The following is a 15397-nucleotide window of genomic DNA, read 5'->3' as shown; positions in this document are numbered from 1 at the left end:
CGCAAACCTCTGTGTGCTTATTGGCAAGTATGTCCGTGCCAAAGGTGCCGGAAGATCAAGTCCAAGCGGCACTAAACCTCTGATTATTAAGTAAAAATTAATTTACCTCATTTTCAGTCCTTGAAAATCCCCCACCTCGCCCCTATAATTAGCACTCGTCAGGAGAGAGTGCTAACAGCCTCTTCCTTGGCCAAGCGGCTGTAGGACAGCCAATAGAGAATAAATCCTATGTCTTTGGCAACGTTGCGGCGCTGATGGAAACATCGGGCAACACCGCTGCAACACAAAGCCATATATTCATTTTGTTAACACAATAGCTAATATTTAAGGAGCTTGTATGAACCTTCGCCCCCTGCATGATCGCCTGATCGTAGAACGTCTGGAACAAGAAGAAAAAACTGCATCCGGTATCGTTCTGCCTGGCGCAGCCGCTGAAAAACCGGATCAAGGTCGCGTTTTGGCAGTTGGCACAGGCAAACAGCTCGACGACGGCAAAGTACGTCCTCTGGATGTCAAAGTTGGCGATCTGATCCTGTTCGGCAAATATTCCGGCCAGGCTGTCAAAGTTGACGGCAAAGAAGTCCTGGTTATGCGCGAAGAAGACGTTTTCGCAATCGTACAGAAATAATTTGCGGCTCTTGTGCGCCGATGTGCATGAGGGCAGTTTTGCATTGACCTTATTTAAGTATCCTGGAGATTTAACATGGCAGCTAAGCAAGTAATTTTCGGCGACGACGCACGCGCCAAGATCGTAAACGGCGTGAACATCCTCGCCAACGCAGTTAAAGTAACACTGGGCCCTAAAGGCCGTAACGTAGTTCTGGAGCGTTCTTTCGGCGCGCCGACAGTCACCAAGGATGGTGTTTCTGTTGCCAAAGAAATCGAACTGAAAGACAAGCTGGAAAACATGGGCGCGCAGCTCGTGAAAGAAGTAGCTTCCCGCACTTCCGACAACGCTGGTGACGGCACAACAACTGCTACCGTTTTGGCTCAAGCGATTGTTCGCGAAGGTTTCAAATACGTTGCAGCGGGCTTCAACCCAACCGACCTGAAACGCGGCATTGACAAGGCAGTTATCGCCATCGTCGCTGAAGTGAAAAACCTGGCCAAGCCAACGACAACCAACAAAGAAATCGCTCAAGTTGGTTCGATCTCCGCTAACTCCGACGCAGACATCGGCGACATCATCGCCAAGGCAATGGACAAAGTAGGCAAGGAAGGCGTCATCACTGTTGAAGACGGCAAATCCCTGAACAACGAACTGGACATCGTTGAAGGTATGCAGTTTGACCGTGGCTACCTGTCACCATACTTCATCAACAACCCGGAAAAACAATCCGTTATCCTGGAAAACCCGTTCATCCTGTTGTTCGACAAAAAAATCTCGAACATCCGTGATCTGCTGCCGGTACTGGAACAAGTTGCAAAATCCGGCCGTCCACTGTTGATCATCGCTGAAGATGTAGACGGCGAAGCGCTGGCAACCCTGGTTGTCAACAACATCCGCGGCATCCTGAAAACTGCAGCTGTCAAAGCTCCAGGCTTCGGCGACCGTCGTAAAGCCATGCTGGAAGATATCGCTATCCTGACCGGCGGCCAAGTGATCGCTGAAGAAGTCGGCCTGACACTGGAAAAAGCAACTCTGCAAGACCTGGGTCAAGCTAAACGCATCGAAATCGGTAAAGAAAACACAACCGTCATCGATGGCGCAGGCGAAGCAGGCAGCATCGAAGCACGCGTTAAACAAATCCGCGCGCAAATCGAAGAAGCAACTTCTGACTACGACCGTGAAAAACTGCAAGAACGCGTTGCCAAACTGGCAGGCGGTGTTGCTGTGATCAAGGTTGGCGCTGCAACTGAAGTTGAAATGAAAGAGAAAAAAGCACGCGTGGAAGATGCTCTGCACGCTACTCGCGCTGCTGTTGAAGAAGGCGTTGTTCCTGGCGGCGGCGTTGCCCTGCTGCGTGCACGCGCTAACGTCAAAGACCTGAAGGGCGACAATCCTGACCAGGAAGCCGGTATCAAGATCGTTCTGCGCGCTATTGAAGAACCGCTGCGCCAGATCGTTGCCAATGCTGGCGACGAACCATCTGTCGTTGTGAACCAAGTGTTGCAAGGCACTGGCAACTACGGCTACAACGCTGCCAACGGCACTTACGGCGACCTGGTAGAACTGGGCGTTCTGGATCCAGCTAAAGTAACACGCTCCGCATTGCAAAATGCAGCATCTGTTGCCGGCCTGATCCTGACTACCGATGCATTGGTAGCTGAATTGCCGGAAGACAAAGCTGCTGGCGGTATGGGCGGCGGCATGGGTGGTATGGGCGGCATGGGTGGTATGGACGGCATGATGTAATTCCGCAAGGATTACAGCACTGGCCTGAAGCCTCGCTTCACTCAGTAAAAACAAAAAGCCCCGCAGTGCAAACTGCGGGGCTTTTTGCTTGCCGGACGGTGGATTAGCCGCTCATGAAAACCCTTAGTTATCAAACTCCGGCGGCGCCTTCGCATAAGCACCCTGCTGCGCAACAAAGCCGCCGAAGGCTTGCAGCAGCGGCTGATACTTGCCGCCATCCCCTTCCAGTTCCGCCAGCGCATGGCACACTGCTTCCAGCGTGGACAGCTGGTGCTCGCCATGCGCCTTGCGGATCAGGTATTGCGATGCCGGCGGATCGCGCAAGGGCAGGCGCGGTAATTGCTGCAGCAGCGGGTTCAGGTAGAGCATCTTGCGGCTCTTGCGCCAGGTGCCATCCAGCACGACCAGCCGCAGCCGCGACGGTTCTTGCAACACCTCAGGCGGCAAGGGCGGCGCCGGCGTCATGCCCAGCGCCTTCTCCTCCGGCGTATCCGGATACAGCAGCACAGCCTGTTTGCCATCTGCATGCAGCAACGCGTGCAAGGCCTCCGCATCAAATACCTCCCCAACCAGCAGGCGGCTGCCGGCCAGGCTCAGGTGCAGCAGGCGCGCAGTGCCTTTGGCATTGTCTACCTCCATCGGGTGTTGCAGCACCAGCACATCCACAATAGAACCCGCAGGACGTACCCACAGGCAGATGCAAGTGCGTTGCGGGCGCAGGCAGTGGCGGCAGACGGGACGTTTGGTGGCGGATTCCGGGATCATGCAGGGATTTTATCCAAAACCGCTGTACCGACCTATGATTAGTTAAATTCATTGGAGAGCATGCATGAGATATATTCAACCTAGCCCGATTCTATGTGCAGTGTTTGCGGTGTTTGCAAGTTACGCCAGCGCAGCTCCCGCACCGCTGATCCTGAATGAAATCCACCAGACGGGTGGGCAGGGCAAACCGCTGGACCTGCGGGTGGAAGAGGTCTCCAGGGATGCCAAAACCTCCACGGTGGAAATCCGCTTTGTATCCGGCGCCTCCGTGCCTTCATCGATGTTCATCATGCACGCCATTTATGACATCGCCAGGGCGCGTGGCGACCGCTATTTTGTCAAGCTGAGCGAGCATGTGGGAGATGCCGGCAAAAGAACCATGCTGATAGGTTTTTCCAGGGAGAAAGTGGTAGATGTCGGCAGCTACTACGACACTGCGCACATCCAGAATCTCGATGGCAAGCTGGAACAGCTGGATACCGACATGTTCGACCTTGTCTTCAAAAAGCAGGAATTACCCAAAGACAAATAAATTTCATCCATATATCTTTATTGCAGGCAGAGAACGTCTTGAACTCTCCTCCGCCGTGCACTAAGCTGGAAAATCCCTCCCCTACATTGACGCACAACCTCACAGGTGAACTCCATGGCCACGGCTCCCATCGATCCGAACTCCCCGCAATATATCTACCGGCCGCCCCAACCACCTCAGCCGCCAGTGGACAACAGCCAGGCAACGCCGACAAGCAATGCCAGCACGCAGCAGACCAGCCAGACCACGCAAACCCAGACGACAACTGCGCCCAAGGCCACGTCACAATCCAGCGAAGTCCAGGACCAGCCGCCTCCACCTCCGCCGCCGCCCACTGTCAACGCCAGTGGCCAGTTGATAGGCACGACGCTCAGCACTACTGCTTAAGAGCGTCTTTGGGCTAGGCCCCGGCGCATGGCAAGCTCGCTACAGGCGAGCTTTTTTTATTTACAACGCCTTAAAATACACAGCAGACGCTTATACTTTCATCCATACCAACATGGACCAGCCTCCGGAATGCAGAATCAAAAAGCGAGATGCCAGGCCCTGCTGAACAGCCGTTTTGCATCTGAAGTGGAAATTTTCGGTTTCCCCGGCGAACTGCCTTCGCTGCACATCGCCGGCCCCCTGCCTCTGGCAGCGGAACTGCCATACGGCAGAGACGCGCATTGCAAACGGCTGCAACAACTGCAGCGGCCAAATGAGCTGCATGCGCTGCTGGCATCAGCAGCAGAGTGCAGGCAATTGCCGCCATCACTTAATGTCTACACTGCGGATTTTGCGACGGTCTGCGCGCTGCGCGAGCAGGGGCACAAGCCGCCCATCGTCAGCGCCTGCGCCGTGCTGGTATGCGCCGACAAACGCGAAATCATGCTGCATCGCCGCTCAGCAGAAAGCGCCACCGCGCCCAATACCCTGCACACCATAGGCGGCGCTTACCTGCCACCGTCACCGGGCGAGCCGGGAGACAGCGGGCTGGAAGACACCATCCTGCGCGAAATCCATGAAGAAACCGGGCTGGCGCTGCAAGCGCGGGCATTGCCGCCGCTGATGTGCTCGCAAGAGCTGGCGACCGGCTTCATCCAGTTCACCTTCCTGGGCCTGGCCGTGCCGGCCGCCGAGCTGGAGCAGTTGCGCGGCAGCTGGGAAGGCAAGGTCGTCAGCGTGGGATATGATGACCTGCACGAAACGCTGGCCGCGCCAGGATGGGTTGCCAGTGGCAAGGCGCAGGTGCTCGCGTGGCTGGCGCTGGGCGCGCCGGGCATCCATGCCGGCCAGCAGTTTGGCGCCCTGAGCCCCGCGCAGTTGTTTGACACCCTTCATCCTTTGTGAACCCGGTGCACGCAAGCATTGTGGCGTGCCGATTATTTGATACACTCGCTCATCCTTTACACCGTGAAACCCCATCATGAAAATTCAACGCCTTCTTCCTTTGCTGCTGGCCTCGCTTGCCGCAGGCACGCACGCCGAACCGGTTGTCTTCAGCTTTGCCACGGCGCAGCAGGCCAGGACCGTGCTGACGACACGTGACGATTTCGTGCAGGGTCAAAGCCCCTTTGATCGTGCCGCCAGGCTGAAGACCGCCAGCGAAGTCAGCGAGTCCACCTACCTGAAATTTGTCAGCGACAATGCGCAGGAATGGAGCGACAGGGAAAAAGGGCTGGTACAGGCCTCATTCAGCAAGATACAGCCAAGGCTGGATGCCCTGTCGCTGCCCTTTCCCAAGACGGTACTGATGATCAAGACCACCGGCAAGGAAGAAGGCGGCGCCGCCTATACGCGCGGCAATGCCATTATCCTGACGGAAGCCGAACTGGCGGACGACAAAAAGACCGGCCTGCCGCGCCTGATCAGCCATGAGCTGTTCCATGTGCTGAGCCGCCACAATCCCGCGCTGCGCGAAAAGCTGTACGGCGTGATCGGCTTCCAGCCCTGCGGCGAGCTGGCCTTCCCCGCCACACTGAAACCCATCAAGCTGACCAACCCGGACGCACCGCGCAACGACTACTGTATCCAGGTCAAGACCGGCGGCACGTCCAGCTGGGCCATCCCCATCCTGTATGCAACGCAGCCTAGCTACGATACGGCCAAGGGCGGCGAATTTTTCGACTACCTGAACTTCAAGCTGCTGCTGGTGGAAAAAGGCAACGCAACGAAACCCGCGCAGGCACGTACGGACGCCAACGGCCCACTGCTGGTGGACGTCAAGGATGCTGGCGGCTTTTTTGAGCAGATCGGCAAGAACACCGGCTACATCATCCACCCGGAAGAAATCGTTGCCGACAACTTTGCCATGCTGGTCCTGAAAGACACCAAAATTGCATCGCCCGACATCACCGACAAGATGCAGCAGATACTGGACGCCGCAAAAACCAAATAAGCCGATCCCCACCGCAAAAGGAGCCCGCATGCACAACTCGATGATCACCACGGCGCTGGAACTGCCAGGCCATACCATCACCAAAAACTTCGGCGTCGTGCGCGGCATCACGGTACGCTCACGCTCCATCGTCGGCAATTTTTTCGGCGGCCTGCAATCCCTGTTCGGCGGCAATATCACCATCTACACCCAGCTGTGCGAACAGGCACGCGCGGAAACCTATGCAGACATGTGCAAGCATGCGCGCCAGATGGGCGCCAACGCCATCATCGCCATGCGCTACGACGCCACTGAAGTGATGCCAGGTTTGACGGAGGTGCTGTGTTATGGGACGGCGGTGACTGCCATACCGGTCGACCAGCAGCGCTCGTAAGGCTCAGGGCGGTTGAAGCTTGCTGGCTGCTTGATGGGCGTTTGATGGCCATACTGCGCATGCAAGCGCCGAGCCAATCACAAAAAATGCCTCTCACACCTCCAGTTCGAACGCAGTCTTGCCATGCACCTGGCCGTTGACGAGGATCTCTACCTCATGGCGACCTGGATAGTGGGTGCGGGTCGTGAAGTTTGCGATGGATTGCCTCTTTTGCACCCGCGCGCCAGCTCCCGCTTCCAGCTCCAGGGTCTTTAGCTTGAACACCTTGGCGGCGGCACGTCCGGATTTTTTGACATAGTGGATCGCGTAGTCGATCACAAGGCGTTGCGCTTCGCCTGCGGTCGAAGACAGATCGAACGAAAGTTCGATGGTCTGTCCCAGCGTGATGACCGCCGGAGAAACGGCGAGACCGCTGAGCATCACGCGTGCCTCTGCTCCTGCGCCGATTACGGCCAGGGCGCGGGCATTGCCCTTTTTGATCAGGCTGCGCAGCGCATGCTTGGCTATCCACGCGGTGGCTGCGTCATCGAGCGGCCACTGCTCGATACAGTCCAGCGCCCAGGATGGATTATCCTTGGTGATGTCGTTCAAGCTGTTGGCCACAGAACGCCGGACATACAGGCTGGGGTCCGCCCTGAGCGCATCGAGTATGGGCGCAATCGGTGTTGGATCGGCCATCAGCGGCTTGATCTGGAACGACCATGGCAGGCGCGGCCGGCTGCCTTCACTTGCCAGCCGGCGCACATGTTCGTTGTCGTCATGGGCCCAGGTCTGCATCACCGCGAGCGTACGCGGAAGATCACGCTGCAGGAAATGGCGCACTGCGAATTCTGATGAACCGAAGGTGGTCAGGTATTTCAGTGCGTCCATCGAGGTTTCAAAATCCTCTGCGCCGTACAGTGCGACATACTCCGGCAAGGCCATGGTGACAAAGCCGCTGTTCAGGCGCGGCGCCAGCGCCCGCAGAACCTTCACGTTGGACCGGAAATCACCGGGCAGCGCCACATGCAGGCTCTCCGCCACGCGCCGCAAGCGGGCCATCAGCGACAGTGCATCAAGATCGCCCATGCTGGCCAGAAAGCGCTTGCTATCGAAGGAAGGGCAAACCAGGCGTGTTTCTTCCGCGATATGGCGGATGCGCTGCGCGTTGAAAATTTCCTTCAGCGCGGGCGCTGTCTCGGATGGCTGCTCAGTGTCTTGTTCAGCTTTTTGCTTGGCTTTTTGCATGGTTTTTTGCTTGGGCAATTTACTATCTCGTGCTTTGAATGGGGTTGATTCGTCTCTGCAGATGCAAAGACCTTCAGCGTATTAACGCATTTCTTCCAGTATCTTCAACGTCTCGTCAAAGTTCCACACCCGCCGGATCTCCAGCACGTCGTACTTGGCGGCGATATTGGGTGGGAAGGCGGCATAACGTGCATTGACCCTGACGATACGGCGCACGGCCTCGTCGATGTCGGCGCGGCCGCTGGAACGGTTGATGATCACCTCTTCCACGCTGCCGTCGCTACGAATGACCACCGTGACCACGGGATCGCCCCTGGCCTTGTCCTTGGCGATCTGCGAATAATTGAGGTTGCCGTTGCGTTCTATCTTCTGGCGCCAGCTGTCGACATACATCCTGAGCGGCACGTCTTCGGTGATATTACCCAGGATACTGCGCCGGCGTCCTGCGTTATCGTCTTCCACACGGCGCACCGGCGGGTTGCCTCGCGACAGGTCCAGACTCTTCGCCTGGTCCAGCGCGCGGCTGGCGAGGTCGCTACCGAGCAGGCTCTTGGGCAGCACAAAGCCTTGCGCCGGCTTGCCTTCGGCATTGCCGGCGTTGGCAGCGGTGCCTGAGCCTGTGGCGGCCGCCGTTGCGGCCTGTGCAGCCAGTTCCCTTTCGCGCTGACGGGCAGCAGAGGCTTCCGCTTGCTGGCGTACCAGTTCATCCGCCTTTTGGCGCGCGGCGATGTCGTCCTGCTGTTTCTGGCGCGCCTGTGCGGCAGCGAGCTGGCGCGCGGCCTCCTCCGCCTGCTGGCGTGCCTGCAGTTCTTGCGCCTGCCGTTCTTTCTGTTCACGCTCCTGCTGTGCCTGTTGTTGCGCCAGCTGTTGTTGCCGAAGCTGCTGTTCTTCCCTGCGTTGAGCTTCCAGCTGCTGTGCTTTGACGGCGTCTTCCCTGGCCTGCTGTTCCTGTTTCGCTTTCAGCAGTTCGCGTGCTTTATCGGCCTCGGCCTGTTGGCGGGCCTGTTGCTGCGCTACCTGCTGCAATGCCTGCTGCTGTTGCAAGGCCAGCGCCGCTGCCTGCTGGCGCGCCAGCTCTTCGGACCTGCGTGCCTCCCTGTCCCTCGCTTCACGCTCGCGGGTCTGGCTTTCCTGCGCCAGCTTGCGCGCATCCGCCTCTTGCTGGCGGACTGCCTGCACCACCAGTTCCTGCGTGCGCTGGGCCTGCTTTGCTTCTTCCTGTTTTTGCGCTACCAGGGCCGCCAGCACGGCTTGCTGCCGGGCCTCCTGCTGCCGTGCGGCTTCCGCCTCTGCCAGCTGTTTTTGCAAGTGGCTGTCCTCAATGGGCTGCGATGCAGCCGTCTCCGCCGCTTGCGGTTCCACGGCAGGCACCGGCGCCGCCTTATCTGCATTCGTGGCCACCGGCTTGGCCGGTTCTTCGGGGCTCGGCACAGGCACCGAGAAACTGTCATCGCTGCTATCCATGCGCGTGATCACATCCGGCGGGGATGTGGCGGCCTCTTCGGCAACGGGCAACGGGGCAGGCGGCTTTGGTTTTCCAGGTTTTTTGGCGGAAGCTGGCCGGGCTTTGGGCACTTGGGAAGCTGGGGCCGAGACAGGGTCAGGCGGTAGAGGGGGTGCAAGCGGCGCTACCAGCGTAAAGCCCTCGCTGGCCGGTTTTATCAGCGGCGGCAAGTCTGCCGGCGGAACCGGCTCCGGTAAGGCTTCGGCCGGTGTGGATGGCACGGCATCGGCAATCTGCACTGTCAGTTCAGGCGCCTGGGCCCTGCGCTTGTTCCATGGCAGCTCCAGCCCCGGCAACGCCAGGCCCGGTATGCCGAACTGCAGCGACAGGACAAGCGCATGCACCAGTATCGATAATGCAATGCCTATTCCCAGCCGCGCGCGCAGGCGGTCGGGCCGGTAAGGGGCAGAGGCAGTAATGGCGGTTTCGCTCAAGGCTGGTGCGGTGCAGGTGATAAATGGGTTATAAATAAGTGCGTTATAAATAAGTGCACTATAAGAATGTTGCCCTATAGGCCAAGGGAGGATGATACTTCAGCTTGCCGCCGCCACTGCCGCAAAACAGCAATTTTGTTGCTTCATTACACGGCAAAGCCACGGAGCCGGCATCCGCTGCAGGGCAGCCGTCATTGTTATGGTAAATTAAGCATCGAACTTTAAAAAAAACACGAGACATCCGCAGACCATGGCCGCAGAAAAAATACAGCGCTTCCGGGGGCGCATAGAGCAGAATGAAAACGACGGCGGCGGCGCCTTTGTGACCGTCCCTTTTGATGTGGAGCAGGTGTTCGGCGGCAAACGCGTCAAGATCAAGGCCACGATCAACGGCATCGCCTATCGCGGTACGTTGATCCGCATGGGCGGCGATTGCCACCGGCTGCTGGTGCTGAAGGAAATCCGCGAAAAGCTGGGCAAGCAGCCCGGTGACGAAGTGGACATCGTATTGCAAAAAGACCTGGAAGAACGCACGGTGGAAGTGCCCGAAGACCTGCAGGCGCTGCTGCGCGCCAATCCCGCGGCGGAAGCGTATTTTGAGCAACTGGCTTACACTTACCGCAAGGAATACGCACGCTGGATAGAGGACGCCAAACGCGAGGCCACGCGCCAGCAGCGGCTGCTGAAAGCCATCGACATGCTGCTGCATCATAAAAAGCTAAGCTAGTCAGCTTTGCACACCGCAAAAAGGAAATGACACGTGCCCTGGCTTTTACTATCCATCCTGCTGACCTACGCGCTCGCCAGCGTCCTGAACCTGGCACTATATGCGGTGGATAAATCAGCAGCAAAAAAAGGTAGCTGGCGCATCAGCGAAAACTCTCTGCATCTGGTCAGCCTGATAGGCGGCTGGCCCGGCGCGCTGCTGGCGCAAAGCATGCTGCGCCACAAGAACAGGAAGACGGCGTTCCAGATCGTGTTCTGGGCCACGGTGGCCGTCAACCTCGCCGCGTTGATCGGGCTGATATGGCTGACGGGCCCTGCAGACGGCGCGGCATCCGCCCTGAAGACATAGAAGGAATATTGAAGGGATAAGCCATGGAAACGATAGACAGCATACTGGGATTCTGGTTCGGCACCGACCCGGATGACGAAGCCACTGCCAAGAAGCAGGGCAAGATGTGGTGGCAAAAGCAGCCGGAGATCGATACGCTGATACGCCAGCGCTTCATCTTCTATACGCAGGAAGCGTCCACCGGCATCCTGGAACCATGGACCCGGTCGGCGCAAGGCCTGCTGGCGCTGATCCTGCTCACTGACCAGTTTCCCCGCAATATGTACCGTGACACGCCGCAGGCCTTTGCGTATGACGAACTGGCGCGCAGCTGGTGCAAGCAAGGAATGGCCGCCGGCCTGGACCTGGAACTGACGCCCATACAGCGTGCATTTTTCTACCTGCCGCTGGAACATTCAGAATTGCTGGAAGACCAGCGGCTGTCCTTGCAGCAGTTTGACAAGCTTGCCGCCCTCGGAACCGGCAGCAACGGCCAGGCGTTTACCGGCTATGCCGATTTCGCCCGGCGACACCATGCGATCATAGAACGCTTCGGCCGCTTCCCGCACCGCAACCGCATCCTGGACCGCCGCTCGACGGCGGAAGAAACAGCCTTCCTGCAAGAAAAGGGATCGTCGTTTTAGACTCTGCGCCAATATCCCGCTCGGGAAAATATAAAAAAATGGAGACTCCGTGACTGACAACGCAATTAATCACTTAAAAGACGATATCAAGATACTGGCTTTCGACATCTTCGGCACCGTGGCCGACTGGCACGGCAGCATCAAGAAAGAGGTAGAAGCCATGGGCCTGGCGGTGGATGCAGACAAGTTCGCCCTCGCCTGGCGCTCCGGCTACGTGCCGGCGATGCAAAGGGTAATGTCCGGTGAACTCGGCTGGACGCTGATTGACGACCTGCATCGACTGATACTGGACCAGATGCTCATCGATTTCAATATCACCCATTTGAGTGAAGAACAGAAACGGCACCTGAACAAGGTCTGGCACAGACTGTCGCCCTGGCCGGACTCGGTGCCCGGCCTGCACAGGCTGAAAAGCCGCTTCACGATCTGCACACTATCCAACGGCAATATCGGCTTGCTGACCAATATGGCGAAAAACGCCGGCCTGCCGTGGGATTGTGTGCTCTCGGCCGAAGTATTCAGGGCCTACAAGCCGGACCCCGCCACCTATCTCGGCGTCAGCAAGGTATTCGACGTTCGGCCGGACCAGGTGATGCTGGTGGCCGCGCACCAGAGCGACCTGGATTCCGCGCGCGCCTGCGGCCTGAAGACGGCATATATAGAGCGCCCGCTGGAATATGGCAGCAGCCACCCCAAGGACATCTCACCCAGCCCGCACAACAGCTTCCATGCCAGCAGCCTGACCGACCTGGCCGGCCAGTTGGGTTGCGACTGACACGCCCCCGCCAGACGACAGGAATGAAAGCCCATCGAAAACCCATCGAAAGCCCATTATGCCTACTGCCGCAATAAAGACCTTGGTCTCCGCCCTGCCGGCGGCGCTCATGCTGGTTACCCTGGCAGCCCCCTGCCACGCCGAGGTGGTCAACGTCAGCCCTTCCGGCTTCCTGATCAAGCAGGACATCACTGTCAACCTGCCGCCGGACCTGGCCTATAAAACCCTCGTCAGCGACATCGGCGGCTGGTGGAATTCCGAGCACACGTTTTCCGGCAATGCCAAAAACATGTCCATCGACGCGCATGCCGGCGGCTGCTTCTGCGAGAAGCTGCCCAACGGCGGCAGCGTGCAGCACCTGGCTGTAGTGTATGTAGTGCCCGGCAAGGTGCTTCGGATGACAGGCGCGATGGGGCCGATGCAAGGCTCGGGCCTGGCCGGCAGCATGACCTGGCAGATCACCACCGTGCCAGGCGCCACCGCAGACAAGCCTGCCAGCAAGATGGAAGTGACCTATAGCGTAGGCGGCTATATGCAGGGCGGCTTCGACAAGATGGCGCCGGCCGTCAACGGCATGCTGGCGGAGCAGCTGGGGCGGTTGAAGAATTTTGCGAATACGGGAAAGGTGGATTGAGTCGGTTGCAGCTTGGTATCTCATTCTCCCAGCAAGCTCAGCGACTCCTGCCACGCATCTTGCCATTCCTTCAAAACAGGCTGGGTGGCAAACGCTTTCTTCAGGTGCGGCATCGGCACCCGGTGCGCATCATTCAAACCGAAGGCTAGCGTAACCGGATTCCACAGATAGGAATTTTTCCCGGCGCGGGAATTCTTACGGACCCGGGCGCCATCATCGCCGAAAATGCCGGCTGCACCGGCCAGCGCCTTCGCCAGGTCCATTCTGGCAATCCCGCCAAAAGCGTTCAGCACTTCTTCTGCCGTAAGGCCCTTCAGGCTTGCCTTGGGCGGCGGCGCTATGTCAACCGGTGCCGGATTCAGCAGGTCCTGTGCCAGTTGGGCAATATCGCGCCGGAAAAAGCGCAGGTCCGCCAACGGCCGTCGTAGGCCCGGCGCCTTCAACTGGATCGCGATGCGTTCTGAATCATGTGTAAACCGGATCAGCACATCGTCGCTACCGGCGGCCAGCCTTTGTATATCGTCAATAAACACAACCGGTGCCGCATAGCCGGTGATGCCCTCTGCAAACAGCTCGGCCAGCTGGTCAACGAAGTCGAGCCAGACATAGGGCGTCAAGCCTTGTTCCAGCAGGCGCGCCAGGGTCCAGGGCGAATTCGTTTGCGCGGCCAGCCAGAGGCAGGTTTCCTGCGTGGTCGCGCGATCAGGGAGCGTGGTCAATGTCATGTCAACTTTATGGATGAGGTGGCAGATGATACCGCAGGCTTCCTGGGCTGTCCTTATCCCCTCGGCATATTATTCAGTTTCGTAGGTTGGGCTAACGGGTCATCAGCCCAACGTTCGACGTATACCCAGGCGTAGTTGATGTGCGGAGGCTGAGTATTGGGCTGATGGAGCGTCAGCCCAACCTACGAAATATGTTCGTTACCGCATACGGCTTGTCACTCCGCCTCCTTCACGCACGCCGTGGCATATTATTCAGCTTGAACGCGCTGACCACCTGCGCCAGGCTATCCGCCTCGCTCTGCAACGATTGCGAGGCGGAGGCGGCCTGTTCAACCAGTGCCGCGTTTTGCTGCGTGACTTCATCCATTTGCGATATCGCCTGGTTGACCTGTTCTATGCCTGCGGTCTGCTCCTTGCTGGCGCCGCTGATGTCGGCGATGATATCTGCCACGTGCCTGACGCTGTTGACGATGTCGTTCATTGTGCTGCCGGCCTGTTCCACCAGCTTGGTACCGGAACCTACCTTTTCCACTGAATCATCGATCAGTGTCTTGATTTCCCTTGCCGCGGCGGCGGAGCGTTGTGCGAGGTTACGTACCTCGGTGGCGACTACCGCAAAGCCCCTGCCCTGCTCGCCCGCGCGAGCCGCTTCCACTGCGGCGTTGAGCGCCAGGATATTGGTCTGGAAGGCAATGCTGTCAATGACGCCGATGATGTCGACAATCTTGCGCGACGATTCATTGATGGAAGACATGGTCTTGACGACCTCGCCGACCACAACACCGCCGGCGCTTGCCACTCTGGAGGCATCTGCTGCCGTGCTGTTGGCGAGGTTGGCATTGTCAGCATTCTGCTTGACGGTGGAAGTCAGCTGCTCCATTGCGGCGGCAGTCTGCTGCAGCGAGCCGGCCTGCTGTTCGGTACGGCTGGACAAGTCTGCATTGCCGGCGGCGATTTCGGTGGAGGCCACGGCAATGGCGCCGGTGCCGTCGCGCACCTGGCTGACGATTTTCAGCAGACCTTCGTTCATGTCTTTCAGCGAACTCAGCAACTGGCCGGCTTCATCGGCAGTATCGACCACGATGATGCTGGTGAGGTCACCGTCTGCCACCTTGCGCGCGATTGCAACGGCATTCGCTAGCGGGACCGTGATGGAACGGGTGGTGTACCACGCAACGCTGGCGCAAATTGCCAGCGCTACCAGTGTCAGCGCGAGGATCAGCTTCTTGGTCAACGAAGCATTCTGGCCGGACAGCTTGCCGGACTCCTGCATCAGGCTGTCTTCATGCGCGACCAACTGGTCCAGGATGCCATAGTAAGCCATCTGTGCAGGGCGCACTTCGGCAAACAGCGCCTCGCGCGCCTTGTCGATCTCATTGTTCAGCACCAGCGATGCGAAGCGCGTGCGGGCCGTGACGAATTTGCTGCGTATGCCTGTCAACGTGGCGATGAACTGGCGGTCTTCCTCTGTGCCTGCGGTCTTCTCCAGTTTTTCTATCGAGGCGACGATGATTTTTGCGCCGGTTTCTATGCTGTCCAGCTCATCCTTGATCTGCGCCTGGTCTGTCAGCAGCAAGGCGTTGCGCATGCTGATGACGGCTTCGGTGACCTTGTCCTTGATCTTTTTGGCCAGCACGGTTTTTGGATACAGGTAGTTATTGGTGGCGTCGATATCGCGGTTCAGCGACTCTATGCGCAGGAAGGTCAGCGCGGCGATCACCGCCAGTAATACCGCCACGATACCGAAGCTGAGTCCCAGCCTGTGCCCGATGCGCAAATTCTTGAAATTCATTTTTATCCTTGAAGTGATGAACATGCGAGCGCCATCCCCGTCGCCATCGCTTATGACAATGGCAATGGCGATGGCATTCGTTTTTCAATGGTGCTTTGATCGTGCGCAGGCTTTGCAAGCGGACGCAGTGCCGATTGCTTTGCCGCCTTGCGGCCTCCTGTGGAGGCAAGCAAGCAGGCCACAAAATAGCACAAATCCGAAA

17 protein-coding genes are annotated in these 15397 nt (G+C 58.3%); 12 read left to right on the top strand and 5 right to left on the bottom strand.

What is annotated here, in order from left to right:
* Window positions 1–337: 337 nt before the first annotated feature.
* Both groES and groL read left to right on the top strand, forming a co-directional pair.
* The gene (gene groES / locus ACO0LO_RS16015; RefSeq protein WP_188566425.1) at window positions 338–628 is read left to right on the top strand and encodes a co-chaperone GroES; all 291 of its coding nucleotides are present in this window, start codon (window positions 338–340) and stop codon (window positions 626–628) included.
* Between the two features lie 75 nt (window positions 629–703).
* Entirely contained in the window at window positions 704–2356 is a 1653-nt protein-coding gene (groL, locus tag ACO0LO_RS16010) for a chaperonin GroEL (RefSeq protein ID WP_422965243.1), read from the top strand.
* Window positions 2357–2479: 123 nt separating this feature from the next.
* On the opposite strand, the gene ACO0LO_RS16005 is transcribed toward groL, so the two are convergent.
* Window positions 2480–3121 (bottom strand): tRNA-uridine aminocarboxypropyltransferase, encoded by a 642-nt coding sequence (locus ACO0LO_RS16005; RefSeq protein WP_422965242.1) that lies wholly within the window; start codon window positions 3119–3121, stop codon window positions 2480–2482.
* Between the two features lie 64 nt (window positions 3122–3185).
* On the opposite strand from ACO0LO_RS16005, the gene ACO0LO_RS16000 reads away from it, so the two are divergent.
* The 5 genes from ACO0LO_RS16000 (at window position 3186) to ACO0LO_RS15980 (ending at window position 6406) form a co-directional block, all read left to right on the top strand.
* On the top strand, window positions 3186–3653 hold the full coding sequence (locus tag ACO0LO_RS16000; protein WP_422965241.1) for a hypothetical protein: 468 nt from the start codon (window positions 3186–3188) through the stop codon (window positions 3651–3653).
* A gap of 114 nt (window positions 3654–3767) precedes the next feature.
* A complete protein-coding gene (locus ACO0LO_RS15995) occupies window positions 3768–4040 on the top strand; it encodes a hypothetical protein (protein WP_422965240.1) in 273 nt (90 codons plus the stop codon).
* Between the two features lie 129 nt (window positions 4041–4169).
* Window positions 4170–4985 carry an NUDIX domain-containing protein gene (locus ACO0LO_RS15990; RefSeq protein WP_422965239.1) on the top strand — a complete coding sequence of 272 codons (816 nt, stop codon included), beginning with the start codon at window positions 4170–4172 and terminating at the stop codon, window positions 4983–4985.
* Window positions 4986–5061: 76 nt separating this feature from the next.
* Window positions 5062–6033 carry a hypothetical protein gene (locus ACO0LO_RS15985; protein ID WP_422965238.1) on the top strand — a complete coding sequence of 324 codons (972 nt, stop codon included), beginning with the start codon at window positions 5062–5064 and terminating at the stop codon, window positions 6031–6033.
* Window positions 6034–6061: 28 nt separating this feature from the next.
* Window positions 6062–6406, top strand: a complete 345-nt coding sequence (locus ACO0LO_RS15980) for a YbjQ family protein (protein ID WP_422965237.1) — start codon at window positions 6062–6064, stop codon at window positions 6404–6406.
* Window positions 6407–6499: 93 nt separating this feature from the next.
* Here the strand turns inward: ACO0LO_RS15980 and ACO0LO_RS15975 are convergent, their stop codons facing one another.
* Together ACO0LO_RS15975 and ACO0LO_RS15970 are read right to left on the bottom strand one after the other, a co-directional pair.
* The gene (locus ACO0LO_RS15975; RefSeq protein WP_422965236.1) at window positions 6500–7633 is read right to left on the bottom strand and encodes a DNA alkylation repair protein; all 1134 of its coding nucleotides are present in this window, start codon (window positions 7631–7633) and stop codon (window positions 6500–6502) included.
* Window positions 7634–7714: 81 nt separating this feature from the next.
* Complete coding sequence (locus ACO0LO_RS15970; protein ID WP_422965235.1) at window positions 7715–9571, bottom strand: TonB family protein; 1857 nt, start codon at window positions 9569–9571, stop codon at window positions 7715–7717.
* 250 nt (window positions 9572–9821) lie between these two features.
* Here ACO0LO_RS15970 and ACO0LO_RS15965 point away from each other — a divergent pair, with 250 nt between their 5' ends.
* From ACO0LO_RS15965 to ACO0LO_RS15945, 5 genes are all read left to right on the top strand, one after another.
* Window positions 9822–10298 (top strand): YdeI/OmpD-associated family protein, encoded by a 477-nt coding sequence (locus ACO0LO_RS15965; RefSeq protein WP_422965234.1) that lies wholly within the window; start codon window positions 9822–9824, stop codon window positions 10296–10298.
* Window positions 10299–10331: 33 nt separating this feature from the next.
* On the top strand, window positions 10332–10646 hold the full coding sequence (locus ACO0LO_RS15960) for a DUF1294 domain-containing protein (protein WP_422965233.1): 315 nt from the start codon (window positions 10332–10334) through the stop codon (window positions 10644–10646).
* A 23-nt stretch (window positions 10647–10669) separates the two neighbouring features.
* Window positions 10670–11269: a DUF924 family protein gene (locus ACO0LO_RS15955; RefSeq protein WP_422965232.1), complete on the top strand. Its 600-nt coding sequence runs from the start codon at window positions 10670–10672 to the stop codon at window positions 11267–11269.
* Between the two features lie 49 nt (window positions 11270–11318).
* Entirely contained in the window at window positions 11319–12044 is a 726-nt protein-coding gene (locus ACO0LO_RS15950) for a haloacid dehalogenase type II (protein ID WP_422965231.1), read from the top strand.
* 109 nt (window positions 12045–12153) lie between these two features.
* Window positions 12154–12678, top strand: a complete 525-nt coding sequence (locus tag ACO0LO_RS15945) for a hypothetical protein (RefSeq protein WP_422965230.1) — start codon at window positions 12154–12156, stop codon at window positions 12676–12678.
* Between the two features lie 20 nt (window positions 12679–12698).
* On the opposite strand, the gene ACO0LO_RS15940 is transcribed toward ACO0LO_RS15945, so the two are convergent.
* Window positions 12699–13403 carry a hypothetical protein gene (locus ACO0LO_RS15940; protein WP_422965229.1) on the bottom strand — a complete coding sequence of 235 codons (705 nt, stop codon included), beginning with the start codon at window positions 13401–13403 and terminating at the stop codon, window positions 12699–12701.
* Window positions 13404–13632: 229 nt separating this feature from the next.
* Window positions 13633–15195 carry a methyl-accepting chemotaxis protein gene (locus ACO0LO_RS15935; RefSeq protein WP_422965228.1) on the bottom strand — a complete coding sequence of 521 codons (1563 nt, stop codon included), beginning with the start codon at window positions 15193–15195 and terminating at the stop codon, window positions 13633–13635.
* Between the last annotated feature and the right edge of the window lie 202 nt (window positions 15196–15397).

This window comes from Undibacterium sp. TJN25 (assembly GCF_049339885.1).
In the GTDB taxonomy this organism is placed as follows: domain Bacteria; phylum Pseudomonadota; class Gammaproteobacteria; order Burkholderiales; family Burkholderiaceae_D; genus Undibacterium.
The sequence above is the reverse complement of the archived record's forward strand: the minus strand, read 5'-3'. Positions and strand labels throughout refer to the sequence as shown.

What these genes read in the sequence shown, in the direction of transcription:
- ACO0LO_RS15975 (WP_422965236.1), bottom strand. Translation starts at nt 7,633, where the DNA reads ATGCAAAAAGCCAAGCAAAAAGCTGAACAAGACACTGAGCAGCCATCC.
- ACO0LO_RS16005 (WP_422965242.1), bottom strand. Translation starts at nt 3,121, where the DNA reads ATGATCCCGGAATCCGCCACCAAACGTCCCGTCTGCCGCCACTGCCTG.
- groL (WP_422965243.1), top strand. Translation starts at nt 704, where the DNA reads ATGGCAGCTAAGCAAGTAATTTTCGGCGACGACGCACGCGCCAAGATC.
- ACO0LO_RS15995 (WP_422965240.1), top strand. Translation starts at nt 3,768, where the DNA reads ATGGCCACGGCTCCCATCGATCCGAACTCCCCGCAATATATCTACCGG.
- ACO0LO_RS15935 (WP_422965228.1), bottom strand. Translation starts at nt 15,195, where the DNA reads ATGAATTTCAAGAATTTGCGCATCGGGCACAGGCTGGGACTCAGCTTC.
- ACO0LO_RS15955 (WP_422965232.1), top strand. Translation starts at nt 10,670, where the DNA reads ATGGAAACGATAGACAGCATACTGGGATTCTGGTTCGGCACCGACCCG.
- ACO0LO_RS15940 (WP_422965229.1), bottom strand. Translation starts at nt 13,403, where the DNA reads ATGACATTGACCACGCTCCCTGATCGCGCGACCACGCAGGAAACCTGC.
- ACO0LO_RS16000 (WP_422965241.1), top strand. Translation starts at nt 3,186, where the DNA reads ATGAGATATATTCAACCTAGCCCGATTCTATGTGCAGTGTTTGCGGTG.
- ACO0LO_RS15965 (WP_422965234.1), top strand. Translation starts at nt 9,822, where the DNA reads ATGGCCGCAGAAAAAATACAGCGCTTCCGGGGGCGCATAGAGCAGAAT.
- ACO0LO_RS15945 (WP_422965230.1), top strand. Translation starts at nt 12,154, where the DNA reads ATGCTGGTTACCCTGGCAGCCCCCTGCCACGCCGAGGTGGTCAACGTC.
- ACO0LO_RS15990 (WP_422965239.1), top strand. Translation starts at nt 4,170, where the DNA reads ATGCAGAATCAAAAAGCGAGATGCCAGGCCCTGCTGAACAGCCGTTTT.
- ACO0LO_RS15985 (WP_422965238.1), top strand. Translation starts at nt 5,062, where the DNA reads ATGAAAATTCAACGCCTTCTTCCTTTGCTGCTGGCCTCGCTTGCCGCA.
- groES (WP_188566425.1), top strand. Translation starts at nt 338, where the DNA reads ATGAACCTTCGCCCCCTGCATGATCGCCTGATCGTAGAACGTCTGGAA.
- ACO0LO_RS15980 (WP_422965237.1), top strand. Translation starts at nt 6,062, where the DNA reads ATGCACAACTCGATGATCACCACGGCGCTGGAACTGCCAGGCCATACC.